Source organism: Pontibacter liquoris (genome assembly GCF_022758235.1).
GTDB lineage: Bacteria > Bacteroidota > Bacteroidia > Cytophagales > Hymenobacteraceae > Pontibacter > Pontibacter liquoris.
Genome location: NZ_JALEBG010000001.1, coordinates 368,002 through 388,000 on the forward strand (window position 1 = coordinate 368,002; position 19,999 = coordinate 388,000).

Annotated in this window: 14 protein-coding genes and 1 pseudogene; 9 read left to right on the forward strand and 6 right to left on the reverse strand. The window is 53.2% G+C overall.

Going from position 1 to position 19,999, the window contains the following annotated elements; all coding sequences use genetic code 11:
• Positions 1-109: 109 nt before the first annotated feature.
• The 4 genes from LWL52_RS01530 to LWL52_RS01545 form a co-directional block, all read right to left on the reverse strand.
• Positions 110-1,195, reverse strand: coding sequence for an aminotransferase class V-fold PLP-dependent enzyme (locus LWL52_RS01530; RefSeq protein ID WP_242916366.1), 1,086 nt, complete (start codon positions 1,193-1,195; stop codon positions 110-112).
• Positions 1,196-1,220: 25 nt separating this feature from the next.
• Entirely contained in the window at positions 1,221-3,113 is a 1,893-nt protein-coding gene (serA, locus tag LWL52_RS01535; protein ID WP_242916367.1) for a phosphoglycerate dehydrogenase, read from the reverse strand.
• 138 nt (positions 3,114-3,251) lie between these two features.
• Positions 3,252-4,391: an N-acetyl-alpha-D-glucosaminyl L-malate synthase BshA gene (bshA, locus tag LWL52_RS01540; RefSeq protein WP_242916368.1), complete on the reverse strand. Its 1,140-nt coding sequence runs from the start codon at positions 4,389-4,391 to the stop codon at positions 3,252-3,254.
• 68 nt (positions 4,392-4,459) lie between these two features.
• On the reverse strand, positions 4,460-7,375 hold the full coding sequence (locus tag LWL52_RS01545) for a serine hydrolase domain-containing protein (protein WP_367615703.1): 2,916 nt from the start codon (positions 7,373-7,375) through the stop codon (positions 4,460-4,462).
• A 452-nt stretch (positions 7,376-7,827) separates the two neighbouring features.
• Here LWL52_RS01545 and mutL point away from each other — a divergent pair, with 452 nt between their 5' ends.
• The 4 genes from mutL to LWL52_RS01565 all read left to right on the forward strand — a co-directional run bounded on the left by mutL (position 7,828) and on the right by LWL52_RS01565 (position 12,108).
• Positions 7,828-9,669: a DNA mismatch repair endonuclease MutL gene (gene mutL / locus LWL52_RS01550; RefSeq protein ID WP_242916370.1), complete on the forward strand. Its 1,842-nt coding sequence runs from the start codon at positions 7,828-7,830 to the stop codon at positions 9,667-9,669.
• A 238-nt stretch (positions 9,670-9,907) separates the two neighbouring features.
• Positions 9,908-10,666 carry a rhomboid family intramembrane serine protease gene (locus tag LWL52_RS01555; protein ID WP_242916371.1) on the forward strand — a complete coding sequence of 253 codons (759 nt, stop codon included), beginning with the start codon at positions 9,908-9,910 and terminating at the stop codon, positions 10,664-10,666.
• 9 nt (positions 10,667-10,675) lie between these two features.
• On the forward strand, positions 10,676-11,593 hold the full coding sequence (locus LWL52_RS01560; protein WP_242916372.1) for a rhomboid family protein: 918 nt from the start codon (positions 10,676-10,678) through the stop codon (positions 11,591-11,593).
• 5 nt (positions 11,594-11,598) lie between these two features.
• The gene (locus LWL52_RS01565) at positions 11,599-12,108 is read left to right on the forward strand and encodes a barstar family protein (protein ID WP_242916373.1); all 510 of its coding nucleotides are present in this window, start codon (positions 11,599-11,601) and stop codon (positions 12,106-12,108) included.
• A gap of 230 nt (positions 12,109-12,338) precedes the next feature.
• Here the strand turns inward: LWL52_RS01565 and mdh are convergent, their stop codons facing one another.
• Positions 12,339-13,280: a malate dehydrogenase gene (mdh, locus tag LWL52_RS01570; RefSeq protein WP_242916374.1), complete on the reverse strand. Its 942-nt coding sequence runs from the start codon at positions 13,278-13,280 to the stop codon at positions 12,339-12,341.
• Positions 13,281-13,523: 243 nt separating this feature from the next.
• On the reverse strand, positions 13,524-14,852 hold the full coding sequence (gene tilS / locus LWL52_RS01575; RefSeq protein ID WP_242916375.1) for a tRNA lysidine(34) synthetase TilS: 1,329 nt from the start codon (positions 14,850-14,852) through the stop codon (positions 13,524-13,526).
• A 124-nt stretch (positions 14,853-14,976) separates the two neighbouring features.
• Here tilS and LWL52_RS01580 point away from each other — a divergent pair, with 124 nt between their 5' ends.
• The 5 genes and pseudogenes from LWL52_RS01580 (at position 14,977) to porD (ending at position 19,948) form a co-directional block, all read left to right on the forward strand.
• Positions 14,977-16,593, forward strand: coding sequence for an OstA-like protein (locus LWL52_RS01580; protein ID WP_242916376.1), 1,617 nt, complete (start codon positions 14,977-14,979; stop codon positions 16,591-16,593).
• Positions 16,594-16,668: 75 nt separating this feature from the next.
• On the forward strand, positions 16,669-17,493 hold the full coding sequence (locus tag LWL52_RS01585; protein WP_242916377.1) for an outer membrane protein assembly factor BamD: 825 nt from the start codon (positions 16,669-16,671) through the stop codon (positions 17,491-17,493).
• 10 nt (positions 17,494-17,503) lie between these two features.
• On the forward strand, positions 17,504-17,833 hold the full coding sequence (locus LWL52_RS01590) for a DNA-directed RNA polymerase subunit omega (RefSeq protein ID WP_242916378.1): 330 nt from the start codon (positions 17,504-17,506) through the stop codon (positions 17,831-17,833).
• 13 nt (positions 17,834-17,846) lie between these two features.
• Positions 17,847-19,050: pseudogene (gene coaBC, locus LWL52_RS01595) on the forward strand (bifunctional phosphopantothenoylcysteine decarboxylase/phosphopantothenate--cysteine ligase CoaBC).
• The gene (gene porD, locus LWL52_RS01600) at positions 19,043-19,948 is read left to right on the forward strand and encodes a type IX secretion system protein PorD (protein WP_242916379.1); all 906 of its coding nucleotides are present in this window, start codon (positions 19,043-19,045) and stop codon (positions 19,946-19,948) included. The pseudogene coaBC and the gene porD overlap by 8 nt, the downstream one beginning before the upstream one ends.
• Positions 19,949-19,999 lie beyond the last annotated feature (51 nt).

Consider the following 19,999-nt stretch of genomic DNA (forward strand, 5'->3'; position numbering starts at 1 on the left):
AAAAGAAGAACTTACCGCAAGTAAATCACAAGTTCCCTTCTTACCTTCTCATTCTATACCTTTTTAACCTTCTAACTTTTTAAATTTCTAACTCTCTAACTTCCCAGCCTTATCCAAACAGCTCGTCGAGCTTATTTACCAGCTGTTGCATCTGTTCGGGGCTGTGTGCGGGGAAGTTGGCTATCCGGATCTGGTTTTCCTTGTAGTTGCCGTAGCCGCTGCCTACTGTGAGATCAAATGCAGCCAGCTGTTTGTTTACCTCCGAGGCAGGTACGGTGGTGTTTGCCACAATGGTGGTGGGAGAGCGGTGCTGTGGGTTTACAACGGCTGCTGAAAACGTTCTGTTCCGGTCCAGGTACGTATAAACCAGGGCCGCTTTCTCATCCGTTTCTTTCCGTATCGCTTCAATTCCTTTTTGATTCATATCCTCCAGCACCTGGGCCAGCAGATAGATACCCAGCACATTGGGGGTTTCGGCTGTCTGGTTTTCCCGTGACTTTTGGACCATGGCCGGCAACTGGTGGTAAGAGCCGATAGAGCAGCCACTGGAAAGTATAATGTCGGCTTTGGATACGCAACGGTCATTTACGAGCCACACGCCTAGTCCGGCCGGCAAGCCAAAGCATTTCTGCACCGAAAAGTATGCCGCATCAATTTTGGTGTAATCCAGCGCCGGATGTGGCAGCGAAGAAACAGCATCCACGAAGAGCAGCGTGCCAGGCGCTTTCTCCCGGAACAGGTTAATATCGGCCACGGGCATGCAGGCGCCGGAGCTGGTTTCGTTCTGAATAAGCGCCAGAAGCTCTGTATCGGCGGGCACCTGTATACTGTCCACGTCAAAGCCCTGGCCAAAGGGTACTTCATACTTCAGCGCATCCCGCCCTAATTCTATTGCCACTTCCCGGAATCGTTTCGAAAAAGAGCCGTTTACCAGGTGAAAGCTGCGTTGCTGCACGGTGTTCTGGATGGCCCGCTCCCATACTTCAGTAGCCGAGGAGAGGAACAGCACCTCATAATTATCCGGTAGCTGCAGCAGCTGCCGCAATCCGGTTACGGCCCGGGCATAAATATCCTTAAACTGCTGGCTGCGGTGCGAGATGCTGCCTATTTTCTGCTCCAGCGCCGTGTGCATGTGCTGCGGCACGGTAGGGTAGAGCTCCGAAGGGCCGGGTGTGAAGTATAGTTTCTGATTCATGATACGGTAATGTGCCGGAGCGCAATTAATAAAGAATACGGAATTTGATGGTATGGGGTACCTGTCGCATGTCGTTGACTACCTGCTTGTCGTAGGCTTTGTCGATGTCGGTGATCACATAGCCTACGCGTTCGTTTGTTTTCAGGTACTGGCCCAGGATGTTGACGTGATTATTGGCCAGCACCTGGTTGATGTTAGCCAATACACCCGGCACGTTGGCGTGGATGTGGATCAGGCGATGCGCGTTTTTGAGCTGGGGCAGCTGAATGTTCGGGAAGTTGACGCTCTGGTACGTGTTGCCCGAGTTGATGTAATCCATGATGCGGTTAGGCACAAAGTTAGCAATGTTTACCTGCGCTTCGGAGGTGCTGCCGCCAATATGCGGGGTCAGGATCACGTTAGGCAGGCCCCGGAGCTCGCTCATAAAAGGCTCGTTGTTGGTGGCCGGCTCATGCGGAAACACATCCACCGCGGCTCCACGGATCTTCCCGGACTTCAGGTTTGTTACCAGCGCTTCGATATCGACTACGTGGCCGCGGCTCAGGTTCAGGAAGAGGGCACCATCCTTCATGGCGTCAAACTCCGCTGCGCCAAACATATGCTTGTTTTCAGGGCGGCCGTCTACATGCAGCGTCACGATATCTACTTTTTCCAGCAGCTCGTGCAACGATTCACACTTACGGGCATTGCCCAGCTGGAGCTTTTCTACTACATCGTAATAGTATACTTCCATGCCCAGCGCTTCGGCCAGCACCGACAATTGGGCGCCAATGTTGCCGTAGCCCACAATGCCCAGCTTTTTATCGCGTACCTCAAAGCTGCCCGCGGCTGATTTGTCCCATTCGCCCTGGTGCATTTTGTCGCTCTTGCCTACAACGCCGCGGCTCAGCATGATGATCTCGCCAATAGCCAGTTCCACCACACTACGAGTATTGCTGTAAGGGGCGTTAAATACGGTAATACCGGCCTCCAAGCAGGTAGCCAGATCGATCTGGTTGGTGCCAATACAGAAGGCGCCGATGCTCATCAGGCGGGAGGCATGGGCCAGTACCTTGGGGGTTACCTGCGTTTTGCTCCGGATGCCCAGGATCGATACTTTCTGGATCTGCTCGCAGAGCTCCTCTTCACTCAGCGCACCCGGCAGGGCCGTTACCTGGTAGCCTTCGCGGCGGAACAGCTCCACGGCTTTGGGGTGAATATTCTCAAGCAGCAGCACGCTGATGCGGTTCTTGGGATAAGAGATGGCCATGGGCAGTTTGTTCTGATAAAGGAATTCATCCAGGCTCGGGGCAATGTGCTCGGCTTTGGCAATGACCTTGTCGCGCGCCACGTTTTCGGTAAAGGCGTAAAACTTATTGGCCAAGCCGGCCTCTTTAATTTCATAGTCGGTGTAGCCGTCTCCCAGCACATACACATCCCCGGATAAAGCCAGTTGCTCCAGCAGCTTTATCTTGCCTTTATCCCGGCTCAGCACATTTTCTTCATCAAAGCCGATCACATTGCCGGCCGCATCAAAGCGGAACGTGTTGGCATATACGTTCTCCTGCTTAATGCCATACTCCGTTACAATGGGCGTGATAAACTCTTTGAACCCGCTGGAAACGATAAAGATCTGATCGGCAAACTCGGTCAGAAAATCCTTGTTGCGGCGGATGGATTCCGATACTTTGTCCTGCAGGCGGCTGATGAGGGGAGGCAGGTGTTTCTGGTGCGCCTTCAGCAGGTGCAGACGCTGGGTAAGCCCTTCTGAAAAAGAGCTTTCACCGGCCATGGCGCTGTCTGTCAGTTGGCTGATCTTTTGCAGGAGGGCTTCCTTGTTTGGCTCGCCCTGCAGCGAGATGTCTCCCAGTTCGTCCAGCGCCTCCACCTGCGTAAAGGTGCTATCGAAATCGATGATAAAATATTTGTCTTTGCTCATGGGTGCAATTTATTAAGTATAGCCAAAGCTATACGTGCGTTAGCAGCAAAACAGCCCGCCTTAGGTGCGTGCCGTTTAAACATTGGGGAAGGCACTTGTAAAAACGGCCTGGGTTATACTTCCTCCGGGTGCCGGGCATTAAAGTAGCGCCAGTTGCTGTTCTTTGATCGTGTTCAGGTAGAGCTGCTCGTAGCGCGGTACAATTTTATCCACGTCAAATTCGTGGGCACGTTTCAGCGCATTTTCCTTGAAGCGGGGCAGGTTGGCATCATCCAGCACAAAAAGGGCGTTCTTTACCATCGCCTCCACATCGCCTACCGGGCTCACAAAGCCGGTTACCCCATCGATATTGAGTTCCGGAATACCCCCGGCGTCGGTCGAGATCACCGGCACCTCGCAGGCCATGGCCTCGAGTGCTGCCAAGCCAAAGCTCTCTTTTTCGGAGGGCATCAAAAACAGGTCGGCAATGGAGAGCACCTCTTCCACGGCTTCCAGCTTGCCCAGAAAGCGGGTGTCCTGGCAAATGCCCAGTTCACGGCACAGCTTCTCCATTTTAGGGCGCTCGGGGCCGTCGCCTACCAGCAGCAGCTTGCTGGGGATCTGCTGGCGCACGGCGGCAAAGATCCGGATCACATCCTCCACGCGTTTTACGGTTCGGAAGTTAGAGGTATGCACCAGCAGCTTTTCGTTGTTGGGACTGATGGCCATACGGAAGTGTTCCTTTTGCTGGCGCTTAAATTTGTCGAGGTTGATAAAGTTAGGGATCACCTCGATCTTCTTTTCGATCTCGAAGTATTGGTAAGTTTCCTGGCGCAGGCTCTCCGACACAGCCGTTACGCTGTCGGATTGGTTGATGCTGAAAGTTACCACCGGCTCAAACGAGGCATCTTTGCCCACCAGGGTAATATCGGTGCCGTGCAGGGTGGTAATAATGGGAATGTTGATGCCTTTGGTGCGCAGGATCTGCTTGGCCATGTAGGCAGCAGAGGCGTGCGGAATGGCATAGTGTACGTGCAGCACATCCAGTTTCTCGAACCGCACGATGTCGACCATTTTGCTGGCCAGCGCCAATTCGTAGGGCGGATACTGGAACAGGGGGTAAGAAGGAATGTATACTTCGTGGTAAAAAAGGTTCTCGTTAAAAAAGTCGAGGCGGGCGGGCTGGCTGTAGGTAATAAAGTGCACTTTATGGTCTTTCTGGGCAAGGGCTTTGCCCAGCTCTGTCGCCACTACGCCGCTTCCCCCAAAGGTGGGATAACAAACTATACCGATTTTCATTTTGCTTCTGTATAAACGACAAGTGCAGCCATGATCGCGGCTGCACTTGCTAAACTACCAATTATCTTTTATGTTTTAGGTATGATGGCCTTATAAACTACGTCGTGTATGCGGGTGCGGATGTTATACTTTACAAGCTTGTTGTTGCCTGCATCCGGGTACACTCTGTTAGACAGGAAGATATAAATGAGTTTGTTTTCAGGATCTACCCAGGCAGCTGTGCCGGTAAAGCCAGTGTGGCCAAAGGTGCTTCCCGGGGCCAGGTCGGAGGTAGGGCCATGGCCGTCGGGCTCCGGTTTGTCCCATCCCAGTCCGCGGCGGCTGCTCTTAAACTGCTTTTTCGAGAACTCGGTCACTACTTTGGAGTTGAAGTATTTGCGGCCGCCATAGTTGCCGTTCTGCAGGTCCATCTGCAGCAGGATGGCCAGGTCGTTGGCGTTGGAGAAAAGACCGGCATGCCCGGCTACGCCCCCCAGCATGGCGGCACCCTGGTCGTGTACGGTACCCCAGATCAGGTTGTGGCGGAAATAAGTATCGTCCTCTGTCGGAGCAATCACCTCGCGCGAGTGGTTCAGTAAGGGGTTGTAGCCCATGGTGCTCAGGCCAAGGGGCTCGTAAAAGTTCTGGGCCAAGAACTCGTCAAGCGGCTGGTTGAGCATTTTTTCTGCCAGGCGCTTGAGCATATAAAAGTCAAGGTCGCTGTAAGTATAGTCGTAGCCTTTGCCATCTTTGCGGCGGGGCAGCATTTTGGAACGCAGCGTCCAGGTCCACACCGAATCCTCGATGGCTTTGGCCGAATAGATCTCCGGCGTTACCTGGTTAGGGTAATAATCCGTCTGGGCGCTGGCGTAGTAGAGGTCTTTTGTTTTAACCGAGGCAAGCGTTTTCTGCCAGTGAGGCAAACCTGCCAGCAGGCCGGCCTGGTGGGTCAGCACGTCGCGCAGCACCAGCCCTTCCTTGTTGGTGCCTTTCAGCTCCGGCAGGTAGGTCATTACCTTGGCATCGAGGTTGATCTTGCCTTGGTCTTTGAGGAACATAATGGCCTGCAGCGTGGCCGCCACCTTCGTAATAGAAGCCAGGTCGTAGAGCGTGTTGTTTGTGACCGGCTTTACCTTATCGTAAGTATAATAGCCGTAAGACTTGTTGAAAACAACGGTGCCGTTCTTTACCACCAGCACCTGGCAGCCTGGCGTGGCAGCATAGGCAATGGCTTCGAGGGCGATGTTGTCGATCTGGTTCAGCGTTTTAGAGTCCATGCCCGCACTTTCAGGGGTGCCATACTTGAGGCGGTGGAGCGAAGGCGTAGCAATGCCGCGGCCCACCTTATACCGCGTAGAGGCTGTAACGGGTAGCCGGCCCTTAGCCGCCCGCGCGCCGAACAGCGCCTGCGGTACCAGTTCCTGGGCTACCGGGTTGTCTTCGTAACCGCACACCAGCCACTTGCTTTTCTCGAAAAACTTCAGGCTGTAGGGGTTGCCCATCACCACAACCACCACTTTTTTATTTGTGCGCTCCTGCAGGTACTGGATAAAAGCCCGCGTGCCCACGCCCACGCCAAAGTCTTTGGAGGGTGTCAGGTTCATGTTGTGCAGGCTTATAACCACTACATTGCTGTTAGCCAGCTTTGGAATGATATTGGTAAAAGCTGAGTCCGGGGCAAAGCGGTTGGCAATAGCCAGCGAAGTGACAGGGGCGTAATTGCCAAGCGTTTGCTGGAAGGCATTGCCCTTTGGCGCGCCAATGGCCACCGATGCGATGCGCAACGTATCCAGGTCCTTAAAGGGCAGCAGGCTGTCGGCATTCTCCACCACTGTTACAGAGTGTTCGTAGAGTTCTTCCTGGAGCACGTTGCTCAGGGGGCGGTCCATGTCTTCTTTCAGGTTGGCCAGCACGACTGGTTTATACTTGTTCAGGCCTGCCCAGTACTTGGCGTGCAGGATCTTGCGGACGTGCTGCTCCAGTTCTACTTTGCTTACCTGGCCTTTGGCAATGCCTTCTTTTATTTTGGTGATGGCGGTGGGCACATCCTCCGGGAAAAGCAGCACGTCGTTGCCGGCCATCAGGGCGCGTAGGTCCACTTCGCCGGGCGCAAAATAGCTGCTCACGCCTTTCATGTTCAGGGCATCGGTAAACACCAGCCCTTTATACTTCATTTTTTCTCTGAGCAGGCCGGTTACCAGCGGGCGGGAGAGGGTAGTCGCTAAGTTCCTGGTCGAGTCGATCTGCGGCACATACAGGTGGGCTACCATCACGCCCATCACGCCGGCTTCAAAGGATTTTTTAAACGGGTACAGCTCCACGTCCGTCAGGCGCTTGAGGCTGTGCGGCACCACCGGCAGGGCCAGGTGCGAGTCGGTGTCGGTGTCGCCGTGGCCCGGGAAGTGCTTGGCTACGGCAATAACGCCATGGTCCTGCAGGCCTTTGATGTAAGCTACCCCGCGGCGGGTCACTTCTTCTTTCGATTCGCCAAAGGAGCGGCTGCCGATTACGGGGTTGGCCGGGTTCACGTTCACATCGATTACAGGCGAGAAGCTCACGCTCACGCCCAGGCGCTTCATTTTCAGGGCGATCTCGCGGCCCATCAGGTAAATATACTTGTCATCGTCCAGGGCGCCCAAGGTCATCTGGCGGGCAAAATGCATGCTGCTGTCCAGGCGCATGTCCAGGCCCCACTCGGCATCCATGGCAACCAGCATGGGCACTTTGGCCGCGCGCTGGAAACGGTTGGTGAGCTTGGCCTGGCGCACCGGGCCGCCCTGCATAAACATTACCCCGCCAATGCCATAGCGTATGACCAGCGTGTCTATTTCCCGGAAATGTCTTTCGTCTTTGTTGGAGTAAGCGGCCACCATGAATAGCTGGCCCAGGCGCTGGTCCGGTGTGAGGGAAGCGTAAACGCTGTCGACCCAGCTTTTCTCTCGGGGATTCACAACGGTCTCGTCAGATGGCTTTAACGACATCAGGGGGCCCATCGAGAAAAACACTAAAATCAACAACCCTAAAGTAAAACGCTTCAACATCCTGGCACTGGTATTTTAAATTGGAACAACCCGAAATTAAGCCTATTTTTGCGAAAGGCAGTTACGGTAAAACAACTAAATTTTAGAAGCGCTGCCGGGCAGCCTAAGCAGATCAGAAAAGAAGCTGGCCTATCCTGGTGCCTGTCCGGGAACGCTTGCCGCCTCACTTGGTAGCAGTTTTATAGCTAACGCCACAAGCAGAAGCATTCATGCGCAGCAAGTATAATAATAATTTAGCGGAGCAAAAGGTAGTTTGGCTGTCGCCACTTTCAGTATCGATCTCTAAATTAATAATAAATTTACTTCTGAATAAGTTCTGTTTTTACAAATTAGTAAAAGCAAAGATTCGGCCAGTATAGGTCCGGAAACCTGAACCGGAAACGGAAATTAGTTTAATCAAGCCTTTTAATATTCGGATGCCCGACATCATACATTTACTGCCTGACTTCCTGGCCAACCAGATAGCTGCCGGCGAGGTAGTGCAGCGCCCTGCTTCGGTAGTGAAGGAGCTGCTGGAAAATGCCATTGACGCCAGGGCTACCAGCGTGCAGCTGATCGTGAAGGAGGCGGGCAAGCAACTGCTGCAGGTGGTCGACAACGGCATTGGCATGTCGGAAACGGATGCCCGCATGTGCTTTGAGCGCCACGCCACTTCTAAAATAAGCACCACCGAAGACCTGTTCCGCATCCGCACGATGGGTTTCCGGGGCGAGGCCATGGCCTCTATTGCGGCTGTGGCGCAGGTAGAGATGAAAACCCGCCCCCACCATGCCGAAGTAGGCACGCGGCTGCTGGTGGAAGGCTCGGCCATTATGCAGCAGGAACCTGCCGTGGTGCCGGCCGGCACATCTATTTGCGTAAAGAACCTGTTCTATAACGTGCCGGCGCGCCGCAACTTTCTTAAAACCAATGCGGTAGAAATGCGCCATATCCTGGACGAGTTTCAGCGGGTGGCGCTGGCCTACCCTGAGATCGCTTTTACGCTGCACCACAACGAACTGGAGGTGTTTAATCTGCCGGCCACCAAGCTGAGCCAGCGCATTGTAGGCCTGTTTGGGGGCAACTACAAAGAGCAGATGGCTTACTGCGAGGAGGAGACAACATTTCTGACGGTACGCGGTTATATTGGCAAGCCGGAATTTGCCCGCAAAACACGCGGCGAGCAGTTCTTTTTTGTAAACAACCGCTATGTGAAGAGCGGCTACCTGAACCATGCCGTAATGAAGGCCTTTGAAGGCCTGCTGCCCAAAGACAGCCACCCGTTCTATGTGCTGTTTATCGAGATAGAGCCTGCGAAAATTGATATCAACGTGCACCCGACCAAAACCGAGATCAAGTTCGAGGATGAGAAAACGGTGTATGCCATTGTGCATGCGGCTGTAAAAAAGGCGCTGGGCACGCACAACATTGCACCCTCCCTGGATTTTGAGGGCGATGTGAACTTTGCGCCGCTGCAGCCTATCCGCATGCAGGGCGGCTACAACGAGTTCGAGCAGGAGCAGCATACGGGCGGCAACAGCTTTCCGGGCTTTGCTTCGGCCGGCACCGCGCCGAAACGGGCCACTTCCAAAGGATGGGAACAGCTTTATGAGCCGTTGCGCGAGCAGGCCTCGCAAGAAGAACGCTATACTTCTGCCTCGTCGGGCATGGGCCTGCTGGACGACGCCTTTGCTGCCGAAACCGCTGCCGCTTCTAAAAAAGCGATCCAGATACACCAGAAATATTTGCTCGTGCAAGTAAAGTCGGGCATGATGGTGATAGACCAGCACGCGGCGCAGGAGCGCATCCTGTATGAGAAGTATGTGGGCACGGGGCAGAAAAAAGCTGTCACCTCTCAGGCACTGCTGTTTCCGCAGACCATCGATCTCTCGCCGGCGGATGCCACGCTTATTAAGGAGCTGACGGCCGAGTTTCAGGACATGGGCTTCCAGTTCGAGGATTTTGGCGGCAACACCATCATCCTCAACGGCATTCCGGCAGACATCCATGCGGCAAACGAGAAAGAGTTGCTTGAGGAGCTCATGGAGCAATACAAAAACAATTCGGTTACGTTAAAGCTTGATAAACGGGAAAACCTGGCGCGGGCCATGGCCAAACGGCTTGCCTCGCGACTGCAACCCCGCATGACGGACCTGGAAATGAACTCGCTGGTAGACAAGCTTTTTGCCTGCCAGGTGCCCAACTATACGCCCGGCGGACAAAAAACGCTGGTGATCATGGAGCTGAGCCAGCTGCACGAGCTTTTCCAGAAAGGCTGAGCCTGCTAGCTGAATAGCGGCTTGTTATTTAAGGTGCATGTGGGGCTTGGCGGATAATCAAAGTTCCCCGGGCTCGTTACGCAGGTGGAGAGTGTTTACAGCGCTGGCAAGCTGGTTTTAGAGCACGCCAGGGGAGCAGGCATACTTCCTGAGCCCTGAAATACGCCATCCAACACACGTAACACGAGCACCAAAACGATACACGAAATACGAAAAGAGCATGTTCAACATCACCCCTATGGTCAGAAACCTTCTGATCATCAACGTGGTTATCTTTATACTTCAGGGCAGCCTGTTTCCGGCCAACCAGTTTGCGCTTTATCATTTCGGGTCTGAGTTTTTCAGGCCTTACCAGTTCCTGACGCACATGTTTCTGCACGGCAGCTGGGGGCATTTGTTCAGCAACATGTTCAGCCTCTTTATTTTCGGGCCGCTGCTGGAGCGCTACTGGGGCCCGGAACGCCTGCTGGCCTTTTACCTCATCTGCGGGCTGGGTGCCAGCGTACTGTACTCGGGCGTGCGCGCCTATGAACTGCATGAGCTGAAGCAGGAAACCAGCCTTTATTTGCAAAATCCTTCACCGGCTGCATTCAGCAACTACATGGACGAGCATGTGCAGCCGGGCTACCGCCGCGACCTGGCCATTGCCTACCAGCGCAACGCCAACAATCCGCAGTATGAGCAGGCCACCAAGCAGGAAGTAAAGGAAGTGTACAATGCCGTTTTCAACAGCCCTATGCTGGGCGCTTCCGGCGCGGTATTCGCTATCCTGATGGCCTTTGGCATGCTGTTTCCGAACCTGGAGCTGATGCTGCTGTTTTTGCCTATTCCGATAAAAGCCAAATACTTTGTGCTGCTTTACGGCGCCTTTGAGCTTTATTCAGGCTTTAACAGAACGCCGGGCGATAATGTCGCACATTTCGCACACCTCGGAGGGATGTTGTTTGCGTATATACTCGTAAAAATGTGGCACCGAAATAATTTCCAGGAACATTAGCAGATCCAAATGAGCATTTTTGAAGATATCAAGGATTCTTTCCGGCAACCCAATAATACGCTCAAACAGCTTATACTGATCAACGTGCTCGTGTTTGTGGTGCTCATCGTGCTGCGAACCATCCTTTTTATTACCGAGAACTCGGGCATTTACAACATACTGATGCGCTACCTGGCCCTAAATGCGGAGCCAACGTATTTTCTGACGCACCCTTGGACGCTGATCACCTATTTCTTTACCCACGAGGGTTTTCTGCACATTCTTTTTAACATGCTCAACCTGTACTGGTTCGGGCAGCTGGTGCGCGAGTACCTGGGCGATAAAAAGCTGCTGAGCTTATACTTGCTGGGCGGTATTGCCGGCGGCGTTTTATACTTGCTGAGCTATAACTTTATTCCATACTTTGCCAACCGGGCTTCGGCTTCGCTCATGATCGGGGCTTCGGCCAGCGTGCTGGCTATTGTGGTGGGCGCGGCCACGCTGCTGCCCAATTATACCTTCAACCTCCTGCTTATCGGCCCGATCCGGATCAAATATATTGCGGCTTTTCTGGTGTTGCTTTCCATTTCCGGGGCCGTGGGCGACAATGCGGGCGGGAACCTGGCCCACCTGGGCGGCGCTTTCATCGGCTGGGTATTTATCAAACAACTGCAGCGCGGCAACGACATGGGCCGGCCGTTGCTGGCCGTTACCGGCTTTTTCGGCAGGCTGTTCACGCGGCGGCCAAAACTAAAAGTCACCCACCGGCAAACGGCCTACTCCACGCGCAGCAATAGCGCTGGTAGCGCCTCCTCCGGCGCCGGTTACCCGGGCAAGCCCAGCCAGAACGAAATAGACCGCATCCTCGACAAGATCTCCAGTTCCGGCTACGAAAGCCTTTCCAAAGACGAAAAGCAGAAGCTTTTCCAGGCAAGCCAGAAAGAGTAAAGCGGATGGCGGCGTTTAGAAATGAGCCCGAAGAATGGCAACGGCTCGACTGGCAAATTCTGCAAAACGGCTGGAGTTGCCTCTATCACAGGCCTGAGTTTCTGTTGATCGATATTGCCTGGTTCCGGAAAGAACGCTACCGGGTGCTAGAATTCGACTGCTCCAAGTGGACTGATAAAGAAACCCTACATACTGATCTGCAGCTGAAGTTCCGGCTCTCCACCGACTATGAAAGCCATGACCTGGCTGCTCTGAGAAACGCCTTAGCGGAATACGCCATTACCGGAGGCGGATTGGTGGTGGTGCTGCACCATTTTGATACGGTAAAACGAAAAACGGGCCAGGCCCTGCTGGATGTGCTGGCCGAAAATGCCCGGTATCATCTGCTGCTGGGCGAACGCGTGCTCACGCTGGTGCAGCTAGACAAGCACGAAGACAAGTATACCACCCCTGCCGCTAGCCCGCTGCCCTGGAACCCCCACGAATGGCTGGATGCATCCGGAAAGAAAAAATAAGTTTATGTGTCCCTGACCTCGCAGCTTGCGCACCTGCCCCGAAGCATTTCGGGGGCTCCTGCGAGTGTCTGGTGGAGATAAGCTGTTGCTACTTGCCCAGACGCTCGCAGGTCTGAAAGACACTGCGAGGTCTTCGAAAGCTTCCAAAGTATAAATCGGCATATAAACACAAGCGGCGCTCTCTTTCGGGAGCGCCGCTCGTGCTTTATCAATAAGTATGCGGAAAGAACTTAGGCTTTGCTGGCGTTGATGTTGTCCAGGGCTTCCATTACTTCTTTCACGTGGCCACGCGAGGTTTCAAGCAGTTGCTTTTCCTCGTCGTTGAGCTGCAGCTCAATCACCTTCTCGATACCGTTCTTGCCAAGTATAACCGGCACACCCAGGTATACGCCGTCAATGCCATACTCGCCTTCCAGCTTCACGCAAACCGGGAACACCCGGCGCTGGTCGCGCACGATGGCCTCTACCATCTGAGCTGCTGCCGAGCCCGGTGCATACCAGGCCGATGTGCCCATCAGTTTTACCAGCTCGCCGCCACCGTTCTTGGTGCGCTCTACAATGGCGTTCAGTTTATCTTCTGCGATCAGCTCCGTAACCGGAATACCACCTACGGTAGTATAGCGCGGAAGCGGCACCATGGTATCGCCGTGGCCACCCATCAGTACTGCCTGGATGTCTTTTGGTGAAACGTTCAATTCTTCTGCTAAAAAGGCTCTGTAACGGGCTGTGTCCAGGATACCAGCCATACCCATTACGCGGGTGCGGGGCAGCTTGGAAGTAATATGGGCCGCATACGTCATCACATCCAGCGGGTTAGAAACCACGATGATGATGGCATTGGGCGAGTATTTTACCACGTTTTCGGTTACCGACTGCACGATGCCCGCATTGGTCGAGATCAGATCGTCGCGCGTCATGCCGGGTTTGCGGGGCAGGCCTGACGTGATTACCACCACATCCGAATCCGCAGTGCGGGAATAATCGTTTGTCACCCCAACGGTGCGGGTATCATATAAGTTAATTGGCGATTTTTGCCAGATATCAAGTGCTTTGCCCTCCGCAAAACCCTCTTTAATATCCACTAAAACTACTTCGTTCGCGATTTCGCGGTAAGCCAGCACATCGGCGCATGTTGCCCCAACGTTACCAGCTCCAACTACAGTTACTTTCATTGTCGGATATACGTTATATTGATTTTAGATACAGTTAACTCCGGTAAAATTAGAAAAATCTATTTGGAAAAACTTTGTTTTTGGATAAAAGACACAGGACATTAGACACAAGACTTTTTAATAAACATATTGTACCTCAACTCCTACAATGAGGCTTTTTGTTTCTGATCTTTTTGCTCCTACTTCTTTTTACTTTTACCAAAAATCAGCTATCAGAAAAGTCTTGTGTCCTGTGTCTTATATCTAACGTCTTTCTATACTTATCTCCACCACCTGCTCAGTCTTGTCTGTTACTTTAAAGCGGTTGTCGGGGCGCTGGCCTACTACCCAGGCAACAGACTGGTCGGATACTAGTACCAGTGTTCGGGCTTTAAGGTTAGCCGGCACCTTTTTGTCGATCAGAAAATCGCTGATCTTTTTCTTGCCGTTCATGCCCAGCGGCACAAACCAGTCGCCTTCCTGCCAGGCGCGCAGCTTGAGGGGGAAGTGCAGCTGGCCGGCATCCAGGGCGGCCACATGCGGTTTGGTGTTGAGCTTATAGGTGGCCGCATCCGCATACCTTATACGTAAGTATACTTCACCGGCTGTTACTTCGGTATCGCCCTGTTGGATGAGGATACTGCCGAACTGCTGCAGGTTGCGCGGCGTGATCACCAACTGCTCCCGGTCTTTGACCAAAGTATGGGTCGGTGATTCGAATTGTTTGCCCGAGATGCCTTCCAGCGCCGCCGCCAGCTCGAGCACCACGCTGTAACTGAAGTTGAAAGGGCGCAGCAGCTCGTGCAGCACCACCGGCAGGCCCGTGGCGTTGCGCAACGGCACCAGCGAAACATAGGTGGCGTCTTCGCCTTCTTTTATACTTTGCTCCCGCAGGTTTTGGATGTAAGCGGCCACAATCTGTTCGGCATGGCCCACGCGCTCGGCCGTGTGCTGCATGGTTTCCTCCAGGCTGGGATTGATCTCTTTCAGCACTGGAATGACCTCGTGGCGGATCTTGTTGCGCTGGTATTTGGTGGTTTCGTTTGAGGTGTCTTCGCGCCAGATCAGCTTTTTTTCCGTCACCAGCTCGTAAATATCGTCTTTGGTAACCGAAAGCATGGGCCGGATGATGTGGCCGTTCTTTGGCGGAATGCCGTGCAGGCCCGCAATGCCGGTGCCTTTGGTCAGGTGCAGCAATATGGTTTCGGTCGTGTCGTTGCTATGGTGGGCGGTGGCAATATAATCGTAACCTTCCTGCTGGCGCACTTGCTCAAACCAGGTATAACGCAGGGTGCGGGCAGCCATCTGGATGGAGAGCTTTTCCTGGGCGGCAAAGGCGCGGGTGTTAAAGTTATCGGTAAAAAAAGGCACCTCATACTTTTTGGCGAGCTTTTTGATGAACAGCTGGTCGGCTTCGGCATCCTCGGCGCGCAGCCCGAAGTTGCAGTGGGCAATCGCAAATTCATACTTGAGCTGGTGCAGCATCTCGCATAATACCACCGAGTCGATGCCGCCGCTTACGGCAGCCAGAATCCGGCTCTCAGGCTGGCAGAGGTGGTGGGATTGTATAAAACTTAAAACTTTTTGCAGCATAAGGAAGCGGCTGATATTTTTTGTAATTTTGAAGTATAGATCAGACAAAAGATGATTAGACGATAGACAAAAGATTACACTATCCTTTATCAAAATGTCTTTTGTCCTTTGTCGGGATATTTAAATGAACTACACAAAGCTACTGTATTCTCTTGTCTTTACCCTGATTTCCCTGTCGGTTTTCGGGCAGAAGCAGCGGCAGCCGCAGACACAGGCGGGCAGGGTAGAACTGCTGCCGGGAGCCGACTCTATTGTGGGCGGTGTTTTTAACGGCGAAAAGATCAACAAGCTCTATGGCAACGTGGTTTTTAAGCAGCGCGATACCTACCTGTATGCCGACTCGGTGTATAAGTATATGAACCGCGATGTGCTGGAGGCGTACGGCAATGTGCGCATCAACAACCAGGCCGACACGGTGACGATTACCGGCGACCGGGGCACGTACAACGGCATTAACCGTACGGCCAAAATGAGCGGCAACGTGGTGATGCGCGACCCCCGCATGACGCTGACCACGCCAAGTATGGACTACGACATGAAGACTCGCACGGCTGTGTATACGGAGGGCGGCACTATTGTAGACCCCGAAAACAGGCTCCAAAGCCAGCGCGGCTCTTATGACACCAAGGCCAAGATGTTTACCTTTGAAGGTGATGTGAAGGTCTTTACCAAGGAGTATAACATCACGGCCGAGAACATGAAGTATAACACGCTCACCAAGGTGGTATACTTCCAGGGGCCTACCGTGATCAAAGGGCAGCAGGGCGATCTGTATGCCGAGGAAGGCACTTATAATACACTCTCCAAGATCTCGAACTTCGGCCGCAACGCCTATATCCTAACGCCCGAGTACCGCCTGGGCGGCGACAAGCTATACTATGACCAGAAGAACGGCTATGGCTATGCCGAGCAGAACGTCACGCTCAAATCGCTGAAAGATAATATTACCATTTACGGACAGTCGGGCCGCTACTGGCGCGAGAAGGGCATTTCCAAAGTATACGGCAGCCCCATGATGGAAACCATCCTGGACAAGGATACACTCTACATGTCGGCCGATACATTACTCTCCCGCGAGTCGAAAGCCGAAGGTATGCCCAGCATGCTCTATGCGTTTAACAACGTGAAGATCTTTAAGCACGATCTGCAGGGCAAGTGCGACTCGCTGAGCTTTAACCGCACCGACTCTATTATGTATATGAACCGCAAGCCGGTGCTTTGGAATGAGAAAAGCCAGCTAGTCGGCGACACGATCCGGATGCACCTGCGCAATAAATCCCTGGACAGGATGTATATGTTCAGCAACGCTTTTATCATGTCGGAAGATACGATCCAGAATTATAACCAGGTAAAAGGCCGCGACATGGTAGCGTTTTTTCAGGAAGGCGACCTGCGGCGCGTGAACGTGAACGGCAACAGCGAGAGCTTATACTATGCTCTGAGCGGCGATACGGCGGTAACCGGCGTGAACAAAGCCATCTGCAGCAACATGGTGCTCAAGTTTGCAGATAATAAGTTGCAGACAATCTCGTTTCTGGTGCAGCCTGATGCCAGCTTTATACCGCCGCACGAGTTGCAGGAGGAACAAAAAAAGCTGGAAGGGTTCAGCTGGCAGGCCGACCAGCGACCCAGCAAAGCCACCGTACTGGGCAAGCGCATGCCGGCCAAAATAAAACCGGTGCCGAAAGTGCAGCCGGTCAAGGCGGCAAAGCCTAAAAAAGCAAAAAAGAACCAAAAATAGCCTTTTGCTGCCATTGCAGCGAGTCCGTATTTCTGTTTTGTAAATCACACAGATATTGTATAATTTTGCCCGTTCATGAATAAAGGCTTCCTCCATACCATTGCCCTGATCGGCATGTTGCTGTTTGCCACTGGTTGTAGCAACTTCCAGAAGATATTAAAAAGCAACAACGTTGACGAAAAGTATAAGGCTGCCCTGCAGTACTACGAAAAGGGAGATTATTACCGTGCAAACCAGCTGTTTGAGCAGGTGTTGCCTTTGATGACCGGCAGGCCCGAGGCCGAGCAGGCAAAGTTTTACTTTGCCAACACGTACTTTCAGCAGAAGGATTATCTGCTGAGCGCCTTCCACTTCAAAAGCTTCTACGACACCTACCAGCGCAGCCCGCTGGCAGAGCAGGCCCTGTTTATGCAGGCCAAATCGCTTTATAACCAGTCGCCGGGCTACGAGCAGGACCAGAGCAGCACGCTGACAGCGATCGAGGCTTTGCAGGAGTTCCAGGTGCGCTACCCGCAAAGCGAGCTCACTAAGGAGGCCAACGCCATGATCGATGCGTTGAACATGAAGCTCGACAAAAAGGCTTACGACAATGCCAAGCTATACTATCAGATCCGGTATTACCGCTCGGCCGTGGTGGCTTTCAATAACTTTATAAAGGAGCATGCTTCTTCTCCGTACAGCGAGGAAGCCGCTTACCTGCGCCTGGATGCCCAATACCGTTTTGCCCAGGAAAGCGTGCCCGCCAAACAGCAGGAGCGCTACATGGAAGCCCTCGATTATTACCAGACCTTTGTAGACCAGTATCCTGACAGCAAGTTTAAGCGTAGTGCAGAACAGGTGTACGACAATGCCCTAGCAGAACTGGAAAAAGTAAAAAAACAAAATCAAGCAAATTCTTAAGTAAGTATATATGGCAGCAGTTTCATCATCAATCGTTACCCGCAATATGGCCGATTTTGCAAAGCAAACCGGCAATGTGTATAAGTCTGTGTCTGTGATCTCGAAAAGAGCCAACCAGATTTCCGTGAAGCTGAAGGAGGAATTGAATTCGAAGCTGGCTGAGTTTGCCACAACCGTGGATAACCTGGAAGAAGTGTTCGAAAACCGCGAGCAGATCGAGATCTCCAAGCATTACGAGCGCCTGCCGAAGCCTACGAACCTGGCGATCGAGGAGTTCCTGGAAGGCAAAGTATACCTGCGCGAGCCGGACGAAGAGCAGCAGGAAGAAATCAACCTGTAGTATACAGGCACACATGCTCCGGCAGAAGAAAATCATACTGGGAGTTTGCGGAAGTATAGCAGCCTACAAAGCGGCGCTGCTTGTCCGCCAGCTCATTAAAGCAGAAGCAGAAGTACAGGTGATCCTGACCACTTCTGCTTCTGACTTTATAACCCCGCTTACCCTGGCAACGCTTTCCAAACGGCCTGTGCTCAGCCAGTTTGTAAAAGACGGGACCGGCGAGTGGAACAACCACGTGGAACTGGGCCTGTGGGCCGATGCCCTGGTTGTGGCCCCTGCCAGCGCCAACACGGTGGCTAAAATGGCCAACGGCTTCTGCGACAACCTGCTTACGGCTACCTACCTGTCGGCGCGCTGCCCCGTGTTTGTGGCTCCGGCCATGGATTTGGACATGTACCGGCACCCGGCTGTGCAGGCCAACTTTAGCAAGCTGCGGGGCTATGGCAACCGCATCATCGAGGCAGGGTACGGCGAGCTGGCTAGCGGGCTGGTAGGGCAGGGGCGTATGGCCGAGCCCGAAGAAATTATTCAGGTGCTACAGAACTTCTTTGCAGGTGACCGCATATTCGTTTAACGGGAAAACCGTCGTGCTGACGGCAGGCCCCACCTATGAGCCCATCGATCCGGTGCGCTTTATCGGCAACCACTCTACCGGTAAAATGGGCTTTGCGCTGGCCGAGGCCTTTGCTGAGCAGGGTGCCCGGGTGCAGCTTGTGAGCGGGCCTACCACGCAACAGGCGCAGCACCCGAACATCACGGTAAACCCGGTTACCACAGCCGACGAGATGTATGCTGCCGTACAAGCCTTGGCACCGCAGGCCGCTATCCTCGTGTTTGCCGCAGCCGTAGCAGATTACAAACCCAAAGTAACGGCCGACAAAAAAATAAAGAAATCCGGGAACGAGCTCACGATTGCCCTGGTTAAGAACGTTGATATAGCAGCAGAGCTGGGCAAAGTGAAGCAGCCGGGCCAGTTTTCGGTAGGCTTTGCCCTGGAAACAGACAACGAAAGCGCCAACGCCCGTGAAAAGCTGCATAAAAAGAATTTAGACATGATCGTGCTCAACTCCCTGAATGACCCCGGGGCCGGATTTAAGCACGACACAAATAAAATTACAATAATAGAGGAGGAGGCTACCACAGCTTTTGAGCTAAAAACCAAGCGCGAAGTGGCCCTTGATATTGTTCACTTAATCTGGGAGAGACTACATGGCTAAGAAGATACTTGTTTTGCTGCTCATGTGCCTGGCTGTTTGGAACGCAAATGCCCAGGAGCTGCAGTGCGATGTGGTAGTGAACAGCGACCAGGTGCAGTACACCGACCGGCAGTTGTTTACGGACATGCAGACGCGCATCTTCGAGTTTATGAACAACCGCCGCTGGTCTGACCAGCCTTACCGCCCGGACGAGCGCATCAAGTGCCGCCTGATGATCAGCCTGACGGAAATGCCCGAGATCGGCACCTTTAAAGCCAACGTGCAGGTGGTGTCGGTGCGGCCGGCCTACGGTACAGGTTACGAATCCACGCTTTTCTCCTTTGTAGACAAAGACTGGACCTTCCAGTTCAACAACGCCCAGCAGCTGGATTACGCTGAAAACAATTTTACCTCTAACCTGGCCTCGATGCTGGCTTTTTATGCCAACATGATCATCGGCATCGACAACGACAGCTTTGGCAAACTAGGCGGCGCCCCGGCCTTCGATAAAGCACGCAGCATCCTGAATTTGGCCGCCTCGCAGGGAGCCGTTTACCCGGGATGGAAGCCTTTTGAAAGCAACCGCAACCGCTACTGGCTCATCGACAACCTACAGGACCCGCAGTTTCTGCCTTACCGCCAGGGGCTTTATACCATGCACCGCCAAGGTCTCGATTTGATGGTAGACAAACCGGAGCAGGCGCGCAAAGCGGTGCTCGGCGTACTACAGGATATCCAGAAGCTGCAGCAGCAGAAACCCGGCTCGGCCATACTTCGCTCTTTCTTCGATGCCAAATCCGACGAGCTGGTGAACATGTATAAAGCGGCCGCTCCCGCCGATAAACAGCAGGCCTATACGATCCTCACGCAGGCAGACCCCACCAATAGCAGCAAATACGAGGTTTTGCTAAAACGCTAAAATTTTTAGAATTTCCCTAAAAGCACGTATCTTCACGGAGCATAACTTGCT

What these genes read in the sequence shown, in the direction of transcription:
- LWL52_RS01565 (WP_242916373.1), top strand. Translation starts at nt 11,599, where the DNA reads ATGGCGGCGTTTAGAAATGAGCCCGAAGAATGGCAACGGCTCGACTGG.
- mutL (WP_242916370.1), top strand. Translation starts at nt 7,828, where the DNA reads ATGCCCGACATCATACATTTACTGCCTGACTTCCTGGCCAACCAGATA.
- tilS (WP_242916375.1), bottom strand. Translation starts at nt 14,852, where the DNA reads ATGCTGCAAAAAGTTTTAAGTTTTATACAATCCCACCACCTCTGCCAG.
- porD (WP_242916379.1), top strand. Translation starts at nt 19,043, where the DNA reads ATGGCTAAGAAGATACTTGTTTTGCTGCTCATGTGCCTGGCTGTTTGG.
- mdh (WP_242916374.1), bottom strand. Translation starts at nt 13,280, where the DNA reads ATGAAAGTAACTGTAGTTGGAGCTGGTAACGTTGGGGCAACATGCGCC.
- LWL52_RS01555 (WP_242916371.1), top strand. Translation starts at nt 9,908, where the DNA reads ATGGTCAGAAACCTTCTGATCATCAACGTGGTTATCTTTATACTTCAG.
- LWL52_RS01585 (WP_242916377.1), top strand. Translation starts at nt 16,669, where the DNA reads ATGAATAAAGGCTTCCTCCATACCATTGCCCTGATCGGCATGTTGCTG.
- LWL52_RS01560 (WP_242916372.1), top strand. Translation starts at nt 10,676, where the DNA reads ATGAGCATTTTTGAAGATATCAAGGATTCTTTCCGGCAACCCAATAAT.
- LWL52_RS01590 (WP_242916378.1), top strand. Translation starts at nt 17,504, where the DNA reads ATGGCAGCAGTTTCATCATCAATCGTTACCCGCAATATGGCCGATTTT.
- serA (WP_242916367.1), bottom strand. Translation starts at nt 3,113, where the DNA reads ATGAGCAAAGACAAATATTTTATCATCGATTTCGATAGCACCTTTACG.
- LWL52_RS01580 (WP_242916376.1), top strand. Translation starts at nt 14,977, where the DNA reads ATGAACTACACAAAGCTACTGTATTCTCTTGTCTTTACCCTGATTTCC.
- LWL52_RS01530 (WP_242916366.1), bottom strand. Translation starts at nt 1,195, where the DNA reads ATGAATCAGAAACTATACTTCACACCCGGCCCTTCGGAGCTCTACCCT.
- bshA (WP_242916368.1), bottom strand. Translation starts at nt 4,391, where the DNA reads ATGAAAATCGGTATAGTTTGTTATCCCACCTTTGGGGGAAGCGGCGTA.